At 52.7% G+C, this 18,936-nt stretch carries 15 protein-coding genes; all 15 read left to right on the plus strand.

Going from position 1 to position 18,936, the window contains the following annotated elements; translation table 11 throughout:
• Positions 1-119 precede the first annotated feature (119 nt).
• Positions 120-602: a GNAT family N-acetyltransferase gene (locus tag ACFQI7_RS09585; RefSeq protein ID WP_218099543.1), complete on the plus strand. Its 483-nt coding sequence runs from the start codon at positions 120-122 to the stop codon at positions 600-602.
• A gap of 235 nt (positions 603-837) precedes the next feature.
• The gene (locus ACFQI7_RS09590; RefSeq protein WP_218099544.1) at positions 838-1,668 is read left to right on the plus strand and encodes a metallophosphoesterase family protein; all 831 of its coding nucleotides are present in this window, start codon (positions 838-840) and stop codon (positions 1,666-1,668) included.
• 142 nt (positions 1,669-1,810) lie between these two features.
• Positions 1,811-2,107, plus strand: a complete 297-nt coding sequence (locus tag ACFQI7_RS09595) for a MazG nucleotide pyrophosphohydrolase domain-containing protein (RefSeq protein ID WP_218099545.1) — start codon at positions 1,811-1,813, stop codon at positions 2,105-2,107.
• A 178-nt stretch (positions 2,108-2,285) separates the two neighbouring features.
• The gene (locus ACFQI7_RS09600; RefSeq protein WP_230415015.1) at positions 2,286-4,097 is read left to right on the plus strand and encodes an ATP-binding cassette domain-containing protein; all 1,812 of its coding nucleotides are present in this window, start codon (positions 2,286-2,288) and stop codon (positions 4,095-4,097) included.
• Between the two features lie 59 nt (positions 4,098-4,156).
• Positions 4,157-6,052, plus strand: a complete 1,896-nt coding sequence (locus ACFQI7_RS09605; RefSeq protein ID WP_218099547.1) for an ABC transporter ATP-binding protein — start codon at positions 4,157-4,159, stop codon at positions 6,050-6,052.
• Between the two features lie 15 nt (positions 6,053-6,067).
• Positions 6,068-6,943, plus strand: coding sequence for a serine/threonine-protein kinase (locus ACFQI7_RS09610; RefSeq protein WP_218099548.1), 876 nt, complete (start codon positions 6,068-6,070; stop codon positions 6,941-6,943).
• Positions 6,944-7,129: 186 nt separating this feature from the next.
• Positions 7,130-8,089, plus strand: a complete 960-nt coding sequence (locus tag ACFQI7_RS09615) for a GNAT family N-acetyltransferase (protein ID WP_218099549.1) — start codon at positions 7,130-7,132, stop codon at positions 8,087-8,089.
• 112 nt (positions 8,090-8,201) lie between these two features.
• Positions 8,202-8,495: a hypothetical protein gene (locus tag ACFQI7_RS09620; protein ID WP_218099550.1), complete on the plus strand. Its 294-nt coding sequence runs from the start codon at positions 8,202-8,204 to the stop codon at positions 8,493-8,495.
• 202 nt (positions 8,496-8,697) lie between these two features.
• On the plus strand, positions 8,698-9,351 hold the full coding sequence (locus ACFQI7_RS09625; protein WP_218099551.1) for a P-loop NTPase family protein: 654 nt from the start codon (positions 8,698-8,700) through the stop codon (positions 9,349-9,351).
• Between the two features lie 134 nt (positions 9,352-9,485).
• Positions 9,486-10,733 carry a M16 family metallopeptidase gene (locus ACFQI7_RS09630; RefSeq protein WP_218099552.1) on the plus strand — a complete coding sequence of 416 codons (1,248 nt, stop codon included), beginning with the start codon at positions 9,486-9,488 and terminating at the stop codon, positions 10,731-10,733.
• A gap of 376 nt (positions 10,734-11,109) precedes the next feature.
• Entirely contained in the window at positions 11,110-11,892 is a 783-nt protein-coding gene (locus ACFQI7_RS09635; RefSeq protein ID WP_218099553.1) for an aminoglycoside adenylyltransferase domain-containing protein, read from the plus strand.
• A 120-nt stretch (positions 11,893-12,012) separates the two neighbouring features.
• Positions 12,013-12,945 (plus strand): manganese-dependent inorganic pyrophosphatase, encoded by a 933-nt coding sequence (locus ACFQI7_RS09640; protein ID WP_218099554.1) that lies wholly within the window; start codon positions 12,013-12,015, stop codon positions 12,943-12,945.
• Positions 12,946-13,717: 772 nt separating this feature from the next.
• Positions 13,718-16,741, plus strand: a complete 3,024-nt coding sequence (locus ACFQI7_RS09645) for a discoidin domain-containing protein (RefSeq protein WP_218099555.1) — start codon at positions 13,718-13,720, stop codon at positions 16,739-16,741.
• Between the two features lie 153 nt (positions 16,742-16,894).
• Positions 16,895-18,049 carry an MFS transporter gene (locus ACFQI7_RS09650; protein WP_218099556.1) on the plus strand — a complete coding sequence of 385 codons (1,155 nt, stop codon included), beginning with the start codon at positions 16,895-16,897 and terminating at the stop codon, positions 18,047-18,049.
• A 56-nt stretch (positions 18,050-18,105) separates the two neighbouring features.
• Complete coding sequence (locus tag ACFQI7_RS09655; RefSeq protein WP_218099557.1) at positions 18,106-18,690, plus strand: NUDIX domain-containing protein; 585 nt, start codon at positions 18,106-18,108, stop codon at positions 18,688-18,690.
• The last annotated feature ends 246 nt before the right edge of the window (positions 18,691-18,936 follow it).

Raw genomic sequence — 18,936 nt, forward strand, 5'->3', positions numbered from 1 at the left:
CGCTTTTGCGCATAGTGCGGACGTACCTAATACAACATCATAACTTTGGCGGAAATATAAGTCTACAATTATTGCAAATGATGTGCGATGATGGGCAAACAACCGAAATGGAGGCGAAAATGACGATGATGGCAGATATGGAAATTGTGGAGCTCGACGCTTCCTTTATCCAGGAAGCAAGCCGGCTCTTGGCAAGCTACCAGTATCCTGACGGCTGGAAAGACGAGCAGCGAGAACAGTGCAAAGCCGCCTTGCAGCGGTTGCTGGAGAGCGGCTATATGTCCTGTATTATGGTAAGGCGGCAAGGAGCGTGCGCCGGATTCTTATCGTACTGTTGGGGATTCTCCACGACCAAAGGACTACCCATCCTGCGAATTCAAGATGTGTACACCTCGCCAGATCACAGAAGGGCCGGGGTAGCCGAAGCTATGCTGCAACATGTCATCGCTGTTGCCCGAGAGCGTGGAGCCCACCGATTGCAGCTGGAGACCGATACCGATAACTTGCCGGCACGTTCCTTGTATGAAAAGGTCGGATTTGAATGGATCTCGCACAAAGAAGTGTATATGTGTCCGCTGAAGCAATGGAATCGGGCCGATTGACCGGCGTCAATCGAAGGCAAGGGAAACGGGCGCGTTTCGAAGGAAACGGAAGAAAATCGCATTATGAGTCGCTGAAGCAAGCGGACAGTTTGTTCGTCAATTGCCAAATCCTATGTTATAATCATCTCGATTTATGTCCTGACGCGAGCATATGTTCACATCATGACGGTACATTAAGGACGACTTTGGAGCATGTCGCTTTTGATTTGGGAGAGGAACCTGGGAGGGGAAAAACATGAAGTTGGTCGTAATGGGGGATTTTCATTATCCGAGAATGGCGGATGGGCCGGAAGAGCTGCGCGAAGCGAGAGAGCATTTTTTCAGCGGGATGTTGAAAGCGTTTTTGGAAATCGATGCGGATTATCACGTTTCTTTGGGGGACTTTACGAATGAGGGCGTAACCGAGGAATTGGAGTACGTATTCGATCGCATCAAAAGCTATGGGGCGGAGCGGAATTTCATTCACGTGCTCGGCAATCATGATGCTTACTCGATCCCGAAGTCGGATATTTTGGCCATCTCGGGGCAGCAGCGCTACCATAAAATCGAGACCGATGAAGTGGTTCTTGTTTTTCTCGATACCACGAAAGAAATGAACCGGAAAGATTATGGCGGCGAAGTAGACCCGGAGCAAACCGCATGGCTGGACAGCGTGCTGCAGCAATCGTCGGACAAGCCGGTTTTTGTATTCGGCCATCATCCGATTCCTAACACAACGAAGCTTTCCGACAAGCCGATGCTTCACATTCATCCGGAATATGACATCTGGCCGTTAATGGAGAAGAAAAACGGGCGCGGATATTACTTCTGCGGCCATAATCATATGAATTCCATCGTGCAAAAAGATCAATGGCATCTCGTGCAAACGGCCGCTTGCCTCGATATTCCGGCATTTCGTATGATCGAGATCAAGGGAGGCAAAGTATCCGTCGAAACGGTACATATTCAGGATCAACGGCTTCTCGAGCTTGCCGCCCATATCGGGCAAAACATGAAGCATTTCAAGCCGAAAGACGGGGCGCTCGGAGAAGACGCGGACTTAACGTTAACTGTGGTTCACGGTTAGAAGGCGATAGCCGTATATATGCAAATCAAATGGCGTGCAAATTGATCATCAATTTGACATGCCATTTTTGTTCTGTGCTAACGCAGGCAACCGCGATATGAGCTGAACGGATTCATGCACGATTTCGAAGGGGAGCTTTCTTATGGAAAATAACGTTACACTTAGAGGGTTGCAGCAGTATATCAAAGCGAATGATTATAAGCCGGAGCTGAAACATGTGTATTTTCAAAAGCTGATCGAAGAAGTCGGCGAGCTGTCCGAAACGCTCCGCAAAGACAGCAGGATGCAGGGAGATGCCATTAAAGGAACGATCGAAGAAGAACTTTACGACGTGCTCTACTATGTTGCGGCGCTGGCCAACGTGTACGACGTTGACCTGCAGACGTGCATGCATCTAAAAGAAGCGCTGAATCGGGAAAAATACAAGCACAAAGCATAGCCGTCGGAAAGATCGGTTTATAAAGGTTCTTTCCGTAGCTGCCGCCGTCCGTCAACGCTATAATAAGAAACCCGATTCGCTGTTTATGGAGGAATGATAGAGCATAACGAATTATATCCGGTGTTTCCGGGATGCCATGGGTATCCTGTATCGGTTGGAGCGGAGGCCGGTCATTATCATGGCGTGCTTCATGCTGTTGTCCGTCCCGTTCACCCCGGTGGAGCTTTGGCTTGTCAAGACGCTGGTCGACCGCATTCAGGCATGGACTCCGCCGCTGCCGATAGGGCCGATTGTCGAAGGAGCCGTTAGGCTGGCGCTGCTTATGGCGATGAACAATATCGCCTTCGGGGTGCCGATTCCGATGGCGCAGACGCGGCTGATCGAGATCGGCACGCTGGAGGAGCAGCGGCTCGTCATGCGCAAGACGACACGGCTTCCGCTGAAGGACGTCGAAGCGCCAAGCATCAAAGACGTGCGTGAACGAGCGTTGCGTGTATCGCTTTACGGCATTTATAGCACTGGAGTACATCTTCTGCAGTCGAGCTTCATGCTTGTGGCATTAAGCCTGGTACTGCTTATGTACGGCCAGTGGATTCCGCTAATCGCCGTTTTCGCGTCCGCACTGCTGCTGACGTTCGTATCGGGCAAATCCGAAGATAAGCTGGAGAAGCTGTCGCGGAAGCAGGTGCCGAATCGCCGGCTGCTGCGGCATTACGCCGATCTGATGACGAAGCGGGACGCCGCCAAAGAGATTCGCTTGTTCGGACTCGGCCGCTTGTTGTCGGAGCGGTGGAGTGCTTTGTCCGCGCGGCAAGCGCACGAAACGGCGGAGGCGGTCCGCGCCGCCGAGCTGCGCAAGATCGGTCCGGAGCTGCTGTTCGCGCTGCTGGGCGGCTTGCTCCTTGCGCTGCTCATACTGCTGCCCGGAGCGAATGCATTGTCCGCAGGGGACTTCACCTTGCTGTTTATGACGCTCACGATGCTGTTGTCGCAGTTAACCGGCTGGATCGGTCACGCAGTAACCATGCGGCGGCAGTATATGCGCTGGGAAGATTTTCGAGCCTATATGACGCTCGAGGAAGATGCGAATCGCGAGCGGCTCCCGGAGCTTGCGGCCGCCTGTAAGGAAAGCGCCGCCGGTTCCCAAGCCGCGCCTGTACCGGCCCGTTTGTCGGCGCCTTACGGCAGCGGTACGATTTCCGAAAGCAATCTTTTACCTGAAGCGGAAGATGGCGACGCTATAGCCGGAAATTTCCACAGCTTGCGTCTGCAAGTGCGAGATCTGAGCTATCGCTATCCTGGCGTGGCTCACGACACGCTTCACGGACTTCATCTGACCATTCCCCCGGGCTGCCGGGCCGCCCTGGTCGGAGAGAACGGATCCGGGAAATCGACGCTCGTCAAACTGCTCACCGGATTGTATAAGCCGACGAACGGCGCGGTCGAATGGGGAGATGGCGATGGAATCCCGCTATCCACGGATATGGCTCAGGCGAAGCTTTCTGCGGTGTTTCAGGATTTTACCCGGCTGTACTTGACGTTAAGGGAAAACGTAGCGCTCGGCAACATGACGCTGCGGGAGGAAGATGCGATTCTGCAACAAAGACTGCAGGCGTCGGGAAGCCGACTCCGGGATTTGGAAATGCAGCTCGGTGCCCCGTTCGGAGGCGTCGAGCCGTCGGGCGGCGAGTGGCAGAAGATCGTGACGGCGAGAACGCTGCTTCGCGATGCGGGGTTTGTTTTCTTCGACGAGCCGACGGCGGCCCTCGACCCTCAAGCGGAGAAAGACGCCTTTGAGATGTTCCTGCGGGTGACGGAAGGCCGTTCGGCGCTGCTCGTAACGCACCGGCTCGGGGCGGCCAAACTGGCGGACGTTATTTTTGTGTTAAAGCAGGGTCGTCTCGCGGAGCAGGGAACGCACCAGGAGCTGATGAACAGCGGCGGCGAATACAGCCGGATGTTCCAAATGCAGGCATCATGGTATGTATAGACGTGGATGAAGCGAGCGTTGCTTCTCGTGAGATTGTTATTCTTGGATCGAGGTGAAGGATGGGCAATCATTCCTTAATCAAATTAAAGCATGTCGCTCGGTTGATCTTCCGGGTATGGCTCACCATGCCGCTGCTGACAACCGGCTGGCTGGGCGTTCCGCTGCTGCTCGGGGCGCTCGTCGTCCCGGCTTACGGCGCTCAAAAGCAGTTGGTCGACTTATTCGTGAAAGGAACGGCGAACCGGGAATGGGCGGAGATGTTCGGCATGGCTTTCCCGGCGCTTGCCGTATTTACGGGTGTCGCCCTGCTGCGCGCAGCGCTTGCCGCATGGCAGAATATGCTGGATACGAAACTTCGTGACCGGGCGTCGATGCACATCCAATCCGAGGTACACGAACGAGCGGTCAGCGTTCCATTGGCAAGAATGGATGACCCGGCGTACTACGACCGGCTGCAGCGGGCTGAGAGCGTGGCCGGGCAAGAGCTGCTCGGCGTGCTGCAAAATGCGATCGCCTGCGTGCGGATGCTGTGCGAGCTGGGCGGTCTTATGACCGTTGCCGCCGTTGCTCACCCGGCGGTAGGGGCAATATTGGCCGTCGTATTTACGGTATCGTTTGCCATACGGCTCGAATCCGATCTGGTAAAACGACGGCTCAACCGGGATTTGACAACGTCGGGACGTCAATCCGATTATTTGCGCGATACGGTCATGGAGCCGAGGACGGTAAGGGATATGCGGCTCTCCGGTTCGACCGGTTATTTGATCGGCAAATGGAGCGAAGTGATGGGGCACTCGCTATCGCTGAGGATGAATGCGAACCGCAGGGAAATTCGGCACGGCATGATCGTATCGACGGTGCAAATCGCAGGGCTGCTCGGTGCGATCTTGTGGATGACGCTGCAGTTGAAGTCCGGCGGCATTACGGCCGGTACGTTTGTGGTCGTGTTTCAAGCGATGCGTCAAGCTCACGGGATATCGGGCCGGATGGCATGGCCCGTCGGCAAAATGTATATTCAAAGCGCTAAGATCCACGATTTGGTCGAATTTTTACAGGAAGCGCCGGAGCGAGCTGAAGCGGGTATGTCCGGTATGCCTGTTGGCGCTGTTGTGTCTTCTTCCGGCCGCAAGCGGCAACAGCCGAGAAACACCGGCCGCATCGAGCTTGAAGACGTTGCGTACGCCTATTACGGCACGAACGTACCGGTGCTTCGCGATATCCGGCTCACGCTCAGACCCGGCGAGACGGTGGCGCTGGTTGGCGAGAACGGAGCCGGGAAATCGACGCTCGTCAAAATATTGCTCGGCTTGTACCGGCCGTCGGCCGGGCGGATCACATGGGACGGCGTCGATTATAATGACCTCGACCCGGATCTGCTCCGCGGAAACATGTCGGCGGCATTCCAGGATTTCGTCCGGTACGAGACGACGATGCGCGACAATGTCGCCTTCGGCCGGCCGGAGGCAAGCCATACGGACGATGCGATACGCCTCGCGCTGGTGAGAAGCGGCGCAGCCGGGATGGAGGCGGCCGCCGGCGGGCTCGATGCCCGGTTAGGGCTTGTCTCGGAAGGAGGCCGCGAGCTGAGCGGCGGACAATGGCAGCGGCTCGCGATTGCAAGGGCGGCGCTCCGCGATGCGCGGCTGCTCGTGCTGGATGAGCCGACGGCGGCGCTTGACCCGCAGCACGAGACGGAGCTGTACCGGTCGTTCCGCACGCTCGCGCAGGGCAAAGCGGTGCTGTTCGTCTCGCACCGGCTCGGCTGGGCGCGCTTCGCCGACCGGATCGTCGTGCTGCAGGACGGCCGGATCGCCGAGGAAGGCACGCACGAGACGCTGCTGGCGGCGGACGGCGCGTACGCGGCCATGTTCCGCACGCAAGCCGAATGGTACCGCGGCTCGGAACAGGAAGGCGTGACGGGCGCAGGGCGTGCGGCGTTCAAATCACCGCAATGATGAAGGAGGTTGCCGATGGAGAAACCCGTAATTACGATGAAGTGGAATGATAATGTGTCTTTCCAATTGCGGCAATACCACGACTTTGAATGGCTTCGTCCGTTCGGAAACGTATTTTGCGTCTTCGACCAGCAAGATTCCGGCAACATCGGTTTCGGCGTTGAACGGAATGGGAGGAAAGCTTTTATAAAGTATGCGGGCGCGCAAACGGCGCATTATTCAGGTGAACCGGCCGACGCCGTCGTTCGGTTAAAGCAGGCTGTTCCTCTCTATGAGCGGTTGCGGCATGAACACCTCGTGCGGTTAACGGATCATTTCGCAACGGAGCAAGGGTATGCCGCCGTCTTCGAATGGTTTGACGGAGAATGCTTGCACGCGCACTGGTCTTTTCCGCCTCCGGCCAAGCATACGCATCCGGACTCGCCTTTTTACCGATACAGGCAGCTGACGGTGGAGCGTCGTCTGGCTTCGCTGCAAGCCATATTCTCATTCCATGCGCATGTTGAATCGCAGGATATGGTCGCTGTAGATTTTTACGACGGCAGCATCTTATATGATTTTACAACGCACATCACGCGAATATGCGATATCGATTTCTACCAGCCTAAGCCGTTCGTCAACTCGATGGGCCAGCTGTGGGGCTCGTCGCGGTTTATGTCGCCGGAAGAATTCGGACTGGGCGCGGCGATCGATGCGAGGACGAATGTATTTACCATGGGGGCGACCGCATTCGCCCTTGTCGGCGGAGAGCGTGACCGTTCCTTGGCCAAGTGGGAAGCAGGGAGCCAGCTGTACGAAGTGGCCGCTCGCGCCGTGCAGTCCAATAAGAACGATCGGTATGCGACGGTTGCTGAATTTTGTTCGGCCTGGACGGATGCGGCAAAAGTATAAGCCGGGAATCCGCTGTATACGCTGCAACGATGCGGCAAAGTCGCTATATGGCAAATACGGTTTTCGGCAACAATATAACAGGATTCATTATGTTAAGATTTTTTCGTCTTAGTTTGATAAAGATTCAGTACCCCGGCACTCGCACGACGAGTTGCGACTAACCTTTGGAAGGAAGGGGACTTATATTTGGACAATGTAATCATTCGATCGGAACGGCTTGACGATTACCATGCCATCGCCATGGTTAACGCCATAACGTTCGACTACAGTTTTGGCATGGGAGAAGTACCGTTAATTAATGTGCTCAGGAACCGAACGACATTCGATCCGGATTTGTCATTGGTCGCCGAATACCGTGGAGAGGTGATCGGTCACGCACTTTTTACGCCTCAATCCGTGCGCGTGAAAGGCGATACTTTACAAGCGGTGATCCTGGCCCCCATTGCCGTACATCCGGACTTTCAAAAACTTGGCGTCGGTTCAATGCTGATGGAAGAAGGCCACCAACGAGCCATGCAGCGGGGATTTCATTTATCGATGCTGCTCGGGCATCCCTCCTATTACCCGCGGTTCGGCTATCGAACCCGTATGTTTGGAGAGTCGCATATCCGAATTCAAGTTGAAGATCTCCCTGCTTCCTCACTTTCCGTTACCGAGCGGAGAGTAGAAAGAGGCGATGTAGCTGCGCTATGCTCCATGTGGGAGCAAATGTATGGTGACGGCAGTCTGGCATTCATGCCCGGAGATTCGATTATGGACTGGATCAGTTACGGGAGCGGCGTAAGAGCGTCTGCGGTTACAGTTGACGGGAAGCTCTCCGGATATATTCGATATGTTCTAAAAGACCCGCAAAAGATCATTGTATTTCTTGCTGATCGTCATGATACCGCTGTTGCAATATTAAATGAGATGAAGACCCGATTAATGCCGGAGAAGCAGGAGCTGCTGCTTCCCTTATACCCGTATTCGAGAGCCGTAAAAGAGCTGGTCACGATCCCATACGAATCTGAATTCCGTGCAGGCAAAGCCAGCATGATAAAAATATTATCCGATCATCAAGCCATTGCAAGTTATTGTAATGAAGTAGAAGCCGGTTCGCTGGCACCCGGTTCCGTCATCTGGCCGGTGGAATTCGAGGTGTTATAGTAGACCCGCTGCGGGAGGAGAGCAGCTGCATGGACATTTAACTATCTTTAATCCCATACGAAGATAAGGCGGTTCTGTAACAGAAGGGAACAATGCGGGATTTGCTCTGGTCATGCTCGACGTTCCGTCACAATATATGAAGCTCAGCTCAGCGGCAAGCACCAATGTAATCAGTGATTTCTTTATCATGCGGAAGTACAGGCACAAAGGATTGGGCAGGGAGGCTGCTTTCCGGTTATTCGATCAATACCGGGGTACTTGGGAAATCCGGCAAACGTTATCCAACCATGATGCTTACCAGTTCTGGAGGCGCCTGATTGAAAAATATAAAGGCGATGAACCGTTCCGGGATGAAATCGTTCGCAATGACCGTTGGAATGGACCCGTCCTCGTGTTCCAGTCTTAGTCGTCGCAAAGACAAAAAGGTATTGACAGTTCATTTTCCGTTGGATAATATTTCCTTGTATTTATTTTACTATGAGAAGAGGATTATGTATGTCACCAGGCTTCCGTATCGACAAGTTGAGGTAATACGCGCAATTGATCCGCCTGTAAAGGTTTATTTGCGTTGTCTTTCACCCGACCTACAATGAAACGGAGGCTTTGCCATGTCCAACAAAAGACTTGTAATTATCGAAGGAATGCCGGGTTCCGGAAAAACGACCTATGCCACGATGATTTCACATAAATTAACTTCCTGGGAAGTACCGCATCGGTGCATCTTGGAGCAAGAAAAACATCATCCTCTGATGATTCCCGAATACAAATTCACTAGCTTGGCAGATGACGGCCAAGCGGACGTGTTCATACAACAGCTGCAAATCAGATTTGAAGCCTTCGTTCAAGACCGGCTCCAAAGCGGGCAAAATGTGACGATTATTGAAAGCGTGCTTTTTCAAGACGTCATCAATTGCGCACATCATATGGGGATGAACCGTGCGAAGCTTTTACAGTTTGCGTCGACATTACAGCGTATCGTAGCGCCGCTCCAGCCGGTACTGATTTATTTTTACCAAGTTCATGTGGAGGGCCAGTGGAGGTTCATATGCAGCGTTCGCGGTAACGTATGGGGTCCGGTTTCTTTGCATACGGATGATGATTTTAGAGAGGCCGGCACGTTGTGGAGCGGAAGCCAGGCGTTTGTCAGGGCGATTGTCGATTCGTGGGACATTCCGAAACTGATCATTGAGAACAAGGATTATGTATGGGATGAATATTCCAAACGCATTACCGACTTTATATTCGAGCATATTGTTCGTTAAAAGCATAGCGATCGGCCACTCCGTGCATTCGGAGTGGTTTCTATTTTGCTGCACTAAAAAAACATTTCTCCCAATATACATAAAATGGTAAAGTTGTTGTATAGATTCGAAACCATTCGAATGGGGGACTGAAATTGAACAAAACGGTGTTAAGCAACGGGTTAACGGTCATTACCGAGCATCAGGAAAAAGCGGTGTCCACGCTCATTTGTTACTGGGTTAAAGCCGGAGGGCACCATGAATTGAATTATCCGTTCGGCATTGCTCATTTCCTCGAACACATGAGGTTCAAGGGAACGGCGTCGCGCTCGAAAGAACGAATTATGGAAGAAGTTTCGGAAATCGGCGGCCGTCTGAATGCATCGACCTCCCCGGAGTGGACGCGTTATTTCATATATACCCCATACGACGAATGGCAGCACGGTACGGAGTTTCTCACGGATCTCATCTTCGGCTCGATCTTTCCGGAGCAGGAAATCGCCATCGAGAAGTCGGTCGTGATCGAAGAGATCAAACGAGCCGAGGATAATCCGCAAATGTATGGCAGCAGGCTGCTGCTGCGGATGCTTCGCGGGATGCATCCCGAACGTGCCGGCAATCTTGGCACCGAGTCTTCCGTTACTTCCATAACACGGGACGATCTGATCCGTTTTAACCGCGAATATTATCAGCCTCATAATATCGTCCTCGTTGTCACGGGCCATATCGATCACGGGAAGCTTGTCGCATATTTGGAATCGATCGTTCCTCCGGCAGAAGGTTATAATGCGCCGCCGAAACTGGAGAAGCTGAAGCGAAGCAAGCTAGACGGTCGGACGGTATATATCGAACGCGACATTCGTCAGGCGCAGCTGCACTGGGGGATGTACGGGCCTGACAGGGAGTCGCCGGACCGGTATGCCGGGTACGTCGCGGTGCGGCTGCTCCAATCCCGATTGACCAAAGAAATTCGTACGGAACGGGGACTCGCCTATGCGGTAACGGCCGAGATGAACACCATGTTCAGCGAAGGAGCGATTACCGGGTATGCGGCGGCCGCCCTCGACAGGATCGATGAGGTCAAACGGATTATTGTCGCCGAATTCATCCGGTTAAAAACCGAGAGCGTACCCGAGGATGAGCTGTTTCGGGCGAAAAAGTCGATAACCGGCAGGCACCTCATAGCGGAGGACCAGCGGGAGTCGCTGAACGCGCGGCTGGCATCCGAGCATATATTCGGCGTGTCGTTTGACCCCGTTGAATTTGCGGATCGAGTTCTTGAAGTAGAGGCAGACGATGTGATGCGTTTCGCAGAAACGTATTTTCAGGACAACAGCATGCTGTTCGTTCAAGTAAGCAAGGATGCGGGAGAGAGCGAGTCGAACGCGGAGCAAACCGCTTAGGGAACTCCTTGCGTTGCGTGCAGCAAGAACGAGTAGTCCGTTTATAAAAAAAATTTACGTGAGGTTTATTATGGTAAAGAAGTTAGCATTTTTACGTATTTTGGTCGGGATGGTATGCATATCGCTTGGAGTTTATGGATATATGTGGTGGAATCATCTTTTAAACGATAGCGGAGGACCGGATCAAGGGAGTGGAATAATGATGGTCGTACCACAATTCATTTCAATCATATTGGTCGTCATCGGATTCGTCTTTTTCGGGCAAGGAATCATTAAAATATGTAAAAGAGGCGTAAAAGACCGATCAACCACCTGAACAATCAATAAGCGCAGAGCTGCTGCCAACGACGATACTTCTTGCGAAGGGAGGATTTTCTTGAACATCTCACATGCTTTGGACCATATCGCGGCAACGTTTAAAGAAGCGCTCAAGGGCAATGTGCTGGGGATCTATGTACACGGGTCACTGGCGATGGGATGCTTTAATCCGGGCAAAAGCGATATCGATTTGTTGGTCGTGGTAAAAGAAAAGCTGTCTCCGCAGACCATGAGGCAAATTACCAAAATGACATTGAAGCTTGAAGAACAACTGCCCGCTGCCCGCGGACTTGAATTCAGTATCATTCTGGAAAAGCAGCTGGAGCCGTTTGTGTATCCGACCCCTTTTGAATATCATTACTCGGAGTATCACAGGGAAAAGTACAGGGCAGACGAAAATTATATTTGCGGAGGGTTCGAGGATGCCGATTTGGCTTCGCATCTCGTTGTCGCCTATGAGAGGGGACTGACGCTGTATGGGCAGCCGTTAAGCGAGCTTTACGGCCCAATCGATAAGCGCGTGTATGCCGCTTCCATTCTTCACGATGTGGAAGGGTTCGTGCAAAGCATCCTGCACGATCCGCCGTCATATGTGGAGCCTGTATACATCGCTTTGAACCTTTGCAGAGTCCTTTATTTTATGAAAAAAGAGGTCGTATCTTCCAAGCGGGAAGGCGGGGAGTGGGGACTGAGCGAACTGTCGGAGCGGTTCAAACCGATCATTAAGTCATGTCTGGATGAGTACAACGGGCAAAAAGATCATTGCGTTGTAACCCGTCATGATCTGCTGGATTTCGTCGATTATATGATGCAGGAAATAAGGCAAAATAAAAAGTTTTAAAACGATTCACAATTATTCCTATTAAATGCATAGGAATAATTCTTATTTTGAGGTATAATCTTGATTGTATATAAGGACTAGGTTATAATTTTCTCACAAAAGACGAATAGGAGCATGATGATGGAAAAAGTACTTATTTTTGGACACAAAAATCCGGACACGGATACGATTTGTTCTGCCATTGCTTACGCTCACTTGAAGACAAGCATAGGCGTAAATGCTGAGCCGGTGCGTCTGGGCGGCGTTAACGGAGAAACGCAATTTGCGCTCAACCAGTTCCAGGCTGAAGCGCCGCGTCTTGTTGAATCGGTCGCAGGCGAAGTTAAGAGCGTCATTCTGGTTGACCACAACGAACGCCAGCAAAGCGTATCCGACATCGATCAAGTACGTGTAGCGGAAGTGATCGACCATCACCGTATCGCGAACTTCGAAACGAGCGGACCGCTGTATTACCGTGCCGAGCCCGTAGGCTGCACAGCGACGATCTTGAACAAGCTGTACAAGGAAAACGGCGTGGCCGTCCCCAAACAAATCGCCGGCTTAATGTTATCCGCGATTATTTCCGATACGCTGCTGTTCAAATCGCCTACATGCACGAGTGAAGATGTGGCTGCGGCACGCGAATTGGCGGAAATCGCCGGGGTGAACGCCGAATCTTACGGTCTTGAAATGCTGAAAGCCGGCGCCGACTTGAGCGACAAGACGATCAAAGAGCTGATCAGCCTCGACGCCAAAGAATTCCAGATGGGTAGCGCCAAAGTGGAAATCGCGCAGGTCAACGCGGTGGATACGAATGACGTGCTTGCGCGTCAAGCGGAATTGGAAGATGCGCTGAACGCCATCATTTCGGAAAAAGGTCTGGACTTATTCCTTTTCGTTGTAACGGATATTTTGAACAATGACTCCGTCGGATTGGCCCTTGGCCGCTCGGCTCATGCCGTCGAGAAGGCGTACAACGTGAAGCTGGAGAACAACACGGCCGTTCTGAAGGGCGTCGTTTCGCGCAAGTCGCAAATTGTGCCTGTTTTGACCGACACGTTTAATAAACTGTAATCCATACGGAACCAATCGCTTGAGGTTAAGCGGTTGGTTCTTTTTTTGACATACGGATAGAAAAAAATATGCTGAGGCGATCGTTTTCCGTAAATTTGTCCGGCGGGTCGCCTTTTTCCATATGAGTACTGTCACTGAATTAAATACAGTTAAAAGGGACGATGCCGTATCTTTTTTGGCGTTATTGTTTGCGAAAGTAGGCACCAGCCGTTTTCTCGGACGGATGTGATCCATACATTGTTGTGGGTAGATGCTCAAGTGCGAGCTTTGAACCAAAACCTGACGAGGAGCTGGAATATGTCTAAAGAACTGGGCATGACAACTACAAGAAGAGTGCACGCGAATACGCAACGAAGGATAAGAAGATTGGCCAGAATGTTAGTAGGCAAGGTTGTTATCGTTCGCACATTGTTTGGTACTTTTACGGGATGTTTGCTTAGTGTCGGACCGAATACGGTTCGTCTGCGGATTTTCAGCGGAATCGGCCGCACCTTTATTACGATCCGTATCCCGATAGGAATCATTATCGATATTTTCCGTTTCCGGTGCCCATAACCCGGGTAATGGATCCGAGCGGGGGCTTCCGGTAATGCCAAGCCCCTGCTGTTTTTTTAGATGCAGATGACTTTTCGGCAAATTCGTGCGAGAATCCGCTATGTAAGACAAGCTGTGGAAATTATATACTAAAATGGTACTCGCTTCGACTACGTATGGAAGGGGGAAGGCGTTTAAGCACGATGTAAACCAATGATACCGAAAGGTGGAGAACGGTTTGTTTTCATTGAAAAAAACGATCAGCCGCTGGATGGCTTCCATGCTGCTTCTGTCCGTACTGCTGCCGGCGATGCCGGGAGGCGTTCTGCCCGTACATGCGGCGGATGAACTGGCGAACCTGGCATTGAACCAGAAAGTAACGAAAAGCTCCGATTGCTCCTGCGGACGAGCAGCGGAAGCCGTCGACGGCAATACGGCGACCTTCTGGCAGCCGCTGGCCGCAGACAGGGCAGACGGCACCGTGTGGATTGCCGTAGACTTGGGCGCTTCCTACGCCGTCGATGAGGTGAAGCTTGACTTCCGAACGGGAAGCGTCAGCAGCTATGCGATTCAAACTTCAACCGACCAAACGGTTTGGCACGATGCAATAGTGAAAAATGTGACCGGATCGATCTCCGGTAAAGTGGAGAAGGTAAACTTCCCGGCCGTGGACACCCGCTATGTCAGATTGCTCGTGACACTGGCCAATGTGAATTTTCAATTAAATGAAATCGGGATATACAGCACGAATTGGACCCCGCCTCCGGCCGTTCTTGACAGCGTTTACATAACGGATGTGCAGGGGCGCAAGCTGGGCGAATACGACACGACGACTTTGAGCAAAGGAACGTCTTACCGGTTTACCATCGGCGGAACGATGACGGACGGTAAGGCTGCGGACTTGTCCGCCGCAAACGTAAGCTGGGCAAGCGCGAAAGCGGATGTCGCCGCCGTTGATGCCGGCGGAAATGTAACCGCCGTCAGTGAGGGTGCCGTTAAAATCACCGGCAAGGCGACGATGGATAAAGTGACGAAAGAATCGAGCGTCTGGGTGGACGTGTATGATCCGGGCACGCTGCTCGTCGATGTTGGGCTGGATCATGCTTTGATGGCAAGAGATATCGGCCAGCCGGCGCTGCTGAATATTGGGGAAGTGTATCCGTCAGTTCGTCTCCAGCCTTATGCCGACGGTACGGCGACCGCTTCTCTCGTATCGGCTTCGGACGGGCAAGTGATTCAGTCGCTGCCTGCATCTCCGCTGCTTGCAGGGACGAATAAGACGCTTGCGTTCTCCGGAACCGTACAAAAGTACGGATCGTATGAAATTCGTTTGCAGTTCCAGTTCGCGGGCAAAAAGCCGGTGTACGATACGCTGTATTTCACTGCGCAAAATCCGGCTGACGTCGGCCCGGACGAAAGCAAAATCGCGTATACCGGACCGGACGGGAAAATGATGTACGTCCCGGATTACCGGGGCAATCGCATTATCGATTTTTCTAATGTAGGGTATATGGGCGGCGGCGTGAAGCTTCCCGATGTGCAAGCGAGAATCGCACTCGAGCCTATGGCGGGAGAAGCCGATGATACGGCACGCATTCAAGCGGCAATCGATCAAGTGTCGCAGATGCCTCTGTCGGCTGAAGGATTTCGAGGCGCCGTGTTATTGAAAAAAGGGACATATCGCGTGGCCGGAACGTTATATATCCGTGCCAGCGGCGTCGTGCTTCGCGGCGAAGGCCAGGGCGAAGACGGTACGATCTTGTACGCGACTGGCACAGCGAAACGAAATATTCTCGAGATTCAGGGAAAAGCACCTAGGCTGCTGACGGACAATGCAACGAAGATTGCGGATTTGTTCGTTCCATCCGGCGCGAAATCGTTCAATGTGGACGATGCAAGTAAATTCAAGGCAGGCGACAAAGTGAAAGTGCGCCGTTACGGCAATTCCAGATGGATTCATGAAATTCATATGGATACGATTTTTGAAAGAGACGGTACTGTACAATGGACACCGTTCAATCTGGACTTCGACCGCGTCATTACAGCGGTAGACCAGAACAGGAACCAAATCACCATCGATGCGCCGCTGGCGAACTCGATAGAACGCCGGTGGGGCGGAGGCGAAGTGATCCAATACGAGGACCCGGATCGCATTGAACAGATCGGAGTGGAAAATCTTCGCGTCGACTCTGCGTTCGATCCGAGCGTAACGGCTACGAATGCCGGGAAAACATATTACTCCGACGAAAATCATGCCGTCAGCTTCGCTATTTTCACCAACGTGAAGAACGCATGGATGCGCGAAATAACCGGGCTGCATTTGAATCATGCTCTGGCGCATGTCAGCCGCGGCTCCAAATGGGTCACGGTGCAGGATAACAAATCGCTCGATATGGTCAGCGTCATTACGGGTGGCAACCGGTACCCGTACAAGATGAGCGGCGAGCTCACGCTGATGCAGCGGAACTATGCCGAAACGGCGAGACATGCGTTTGTCGTAGACAGCCGCGTGCAAGGGCCGAACGTGTTCCTCGACAGTCAATCGGTGAACGAATTCGCAACGAGCGAGCCGCATCACCGCTGGTCCGTCGGCGGATTGTACGATAATGTATCGGCCGATATCGCCATTCAAGACCGCGGACTGCTCGGCAGCGGCCACGGTTGGTCGGGCGCCAACTACGTCACCTGGAATACGGAAGGGGATTTGGTCTCCCAGCAGCCGATCACGGCGCAGAACTATGCGATCGGTCATGTAGGCGCCAAGAAAAAGCCGTATTTGCCGAATGCGGACGACAAACGGCCGCGGAACGACGCGTATTGGGAGCATCTTGGCAGCCATGTAGGTCCAAGAAGTCTCTATTTGCAGCAGCTGCAGGATCGGCTTGGACCGCAGGCACTGCAAAACATCGCACAAACTCCGGTGGGCGGTGGGATGTTGAATGTACCGATGCTGCCGAAAAACCTTCCGTTGCTCAAAGGAATCAAAATAAACAACAAAGAGCTGGATGGTTTCACGCCGGAAGTGTTTGATTACAATGTACAATTGCCGGCCGGTGCTACGAGCGTACCGTCCGTGAGACCGCACGATATGAGGCATGACGCGGAGGTGGTCGATGCGTCCACTGTCTACGGAACATCGATAATCATTATTCGCGAGAAGAAAAATCCGTCCAATTCGGTCAGATACAATGTCCGCTTCTCGGTCCCGGCTTCGACCGGCGATCTGGACGAACCGAATGAACCAAGCGATCCCGGCGAATGACGCGAATCGCCATGAACAAGCCGGCTGCCCATGGCAGCCGGTTTGTTTTTTTTTGGCGACGATTGGAAACTTGTTGTCTTTCAAGGGGGCTGGTGAGATAATAGGCTTCGTATTCGGACGGACGATACTAAAACGAAAGAGCGGATACCGGCTATGATGTATTTTCTGTTGTTCTATGCAGTCGTTTATATGGGAAACGCCGTTTATGGCACCTATATTCCCGTCTATTTCCAATCGATCGGCGCTTCGCCCGCACAAATCGGGACGCTGCTGAGCTTGGGGCCGCTGGTCGCGGTGCTGGCGCAGCCGGTATGGGGGGCTGTCTCAGACCGGGCGAAGACCAAAAACTCCATACTGGCGTTGCTGCTTATCGGAAGCGGAGCGGCCATCTTGTTGTTCCCTCTCTCCCATATGTTTTACTACTTGCTGCTCATGGTTTGCTTGTTTACCTTCTTCCAGACGTCGGTATTCGCCATTAGCGATGCCATCACGCTGGAAGAACTGGAGAAGCATAAGAAATGGTCGTTCGGCCCGATTCGTATGGGCGGAACGTTCGGATTCGCAGCGATGTCCGTAACCTTCGGTTTTATCGCCAAATATAACATCCATTACTTGTTTCCCGTCTACGCGGCGGTGATGTTTGTCTCGCTGCTGCTGCTTACCCGTTTTCCGGCGATTTCCGGTTACCAGTCCGGGGGCAGTAAAATGCAATTGTCGGTTTTATTTAAAAACCGCAAGCTGATGACGTATATGGGCATCAATTTGATCTTGCAAATTACGCTCGGCTATTACTACTCGTTCTTTCCCGTTTACTTTCGCGAAATAGGGGGAGACAACGTACTGCTCGGCTGGTCCATGGTTATCTCCTCTCTGAGCGAAATTCCTTTTTTGCTTTTTGCAAACCGGATTTTCCGGCGATTTCGGATGACGCATATTTTGCTTGTATCCAGCATCGCCTCCGCGCTCCGCTGGTTCCTTTTCTCTCTTACCGATCAACCGGCATGGGTGCTTCCTGCTCAAGCGCTTCACGGGCTGATCTTCATTGTGCTCTCCGTCACCATGGCGATGTATATTAACCGGGAAGTTCCGAAGGAGCTGAAGGCCAGCGGTCAAACGCTGAACGGCCTGCTTAGCTTGGGGATTGCGCGGATCATCGGCAGCTTTGTCGGCGGATTCGCCAGCGAGGCGTTCGGCATGCGCAGTGTATTTTATTACAATGGATGGATTGCGATCGTTTGCTCCGTATGCATCGTCATCATCAGTATGAAAGCCGATCGTTTCGGTTCCGGCAAAAAAATGAGTGCTTGATTGTTTGCGCTGTTTCGGCGCTCGACGGCTGTCGAACAATGAAAGGGGACGGTGTCATGATTTCAAGCGATTCGATTGTAACCGCGGGTGTGTTCATTCAATGCCGCGGTCTGTTTCCGTTTCAGGTCGGTCCGACGAAAGCAGGGACGACGCTTGGCGTTGTCCGCATCGGAGGACACAGAGAGCATGGCGAAACCGGATGGCAGTGCGCCGCGCGCGAAGCGTTCGAGGAAGCGGCTGTCCGGGTGTTCCCGATCAAACCGCCAGCCACTTATTGGTACGAGGCATCCTCCGAGCCCGAACTAACGTTAGGGGACTGGCCGTCTGACGACGTTGTACCGATTCTGGTCGGTATGCGCCAGACAAGCCGCCAGTTGACTCCCATTTACTTGGCCTGTTCGGAAGATAAGCCCGTCCCTTCCACGGAAGCCAAAGCGCTGCTGCTGTTGAGCCCGGGCGATATTGCGGCAATGGTTGGGAGCCCGCCGACGCTAGAGCAGTTTATGGAGTCCGGCGGACAGGCCGTCATCAAAGAAGACATCCCGAGGCATCTTCGGCTGGAGCCTTTCCCGCAGCTTCGAATGCTTAACGCATTGCTGCAAAAGCATCCCGAAATCGCTCTCCCGCCGGTATCCGGGTAACGCAACGGAGCGTTAGACAGTTCACAAGCGAGGAGTTCTTCTAGGACAGGGAAATGCGGGTAATCGCTAACGCAGCAGAGCCGGCGCCTGTCCGTTGAATTCACGTAGCCTCCAGGAGATGCATAAGCAGCGTTGGTTCTTGCCTCAAGTGCGGGGCGCCGGCAGCCGCTTATTTAATTGCTACGGGGTACAATCAGACGTTCTTCTGCAACTTATTGTTTCGCTGCATCGTCTTCGTATATATAA

Origin of the sequence: Paenibacillus allorhizosphaerae (assembly GCF_042659105.1) — a bacterium.
Taxonomy (GTDB): domain Bacteria; phylum Bacillota; class Bacilli; order Paenibacillales; family NBRC-103111; genus Paenibacillus_G; species Paenibacillus_G allorhizosphaerae.

Excerpts from the sequence above, each read along its gene's own strand:
- ACFQI7_RS09610 (WP_218099548.1), top strand. The coding sequence starts at position 6,068 with ATGGAGAAACCCGTAATTACGATGAAGTGGAATGATAATGTGTCTTTC.
- ACFQI7_RS09625 (WP_218099551.1), top strand. The coding sequence starts at position 8,698 with ATGTCCAACAAAAGACTTGTAATTATCGAAGGAATGCCGGGTTCCGGA.
- ACFQI7_RS09620 (WP_218099550.1), top strand. The coding sequence starts at position 8,202 with ATGCTCGACGTTCCGTCACAATATATGAAGCTCAGCTCAGCGGCAAGC.
- ACFQI7_RS09605 (WP_218099547.1), top strand. The coding sequence starts at position 4,157 with ATGGGCAATCATTCCTTAATCAAATTAAAGCATGTCGCTCGGTTGATC.
- ACFQI7_RS09650 (WP_218099556.1), top strand. The coding sequence starts at position 16,895 with ATGATGTATTTTCTGTTGTTCTATGCAGTCGTTTATATGGGAAACGCC.
- ACFQI7_RS09585 (WP_218099543.1), top strand. The coding sequence starts at position 120 with ATGACGATGATGGCAGATATGGAAATTGTGGAGCTCGACGCTTCCTTT.
- ACFQI7_RS09600 (WP_230415015.1), top strand. The coding sequence starts at position 2,286 with ATGGCGTGCTTCATGCTGTTGTCCGTCCCGTTCACCCCGGTGGAGCTT.
- ACFQI7_RS09595 (WP_218099545.1), top strand. The coding sequence starts at position 1,811 with ATGGAAAATAACGTTACACTTAGAGGGTTGCAGCAGTATATCAAAGCG.
- ACFQI7_RS09655 (WP_218099557.1), top strand. The coding sequence starts at position 18,106 with ATGATTTCAAGCGATTCGATTGTAACCGCGGGTGTGTTCATTCAATGC.
- ACFQI7_RS09590 (WP_218099544.1), top strand. The coding sequence starts at position 838 with ATGAAGTTGGTCGTAATGGGGGATTTTCATTATCCGAGAATGGCGGAT.
- ACFQI7_RS09640 (WP_218099554.1), top strand. The coding sequence starts at position 12,013 with ATGGAAAAAGTACTTATTTTTGGACACAAAAATCCGGACACGGATACG.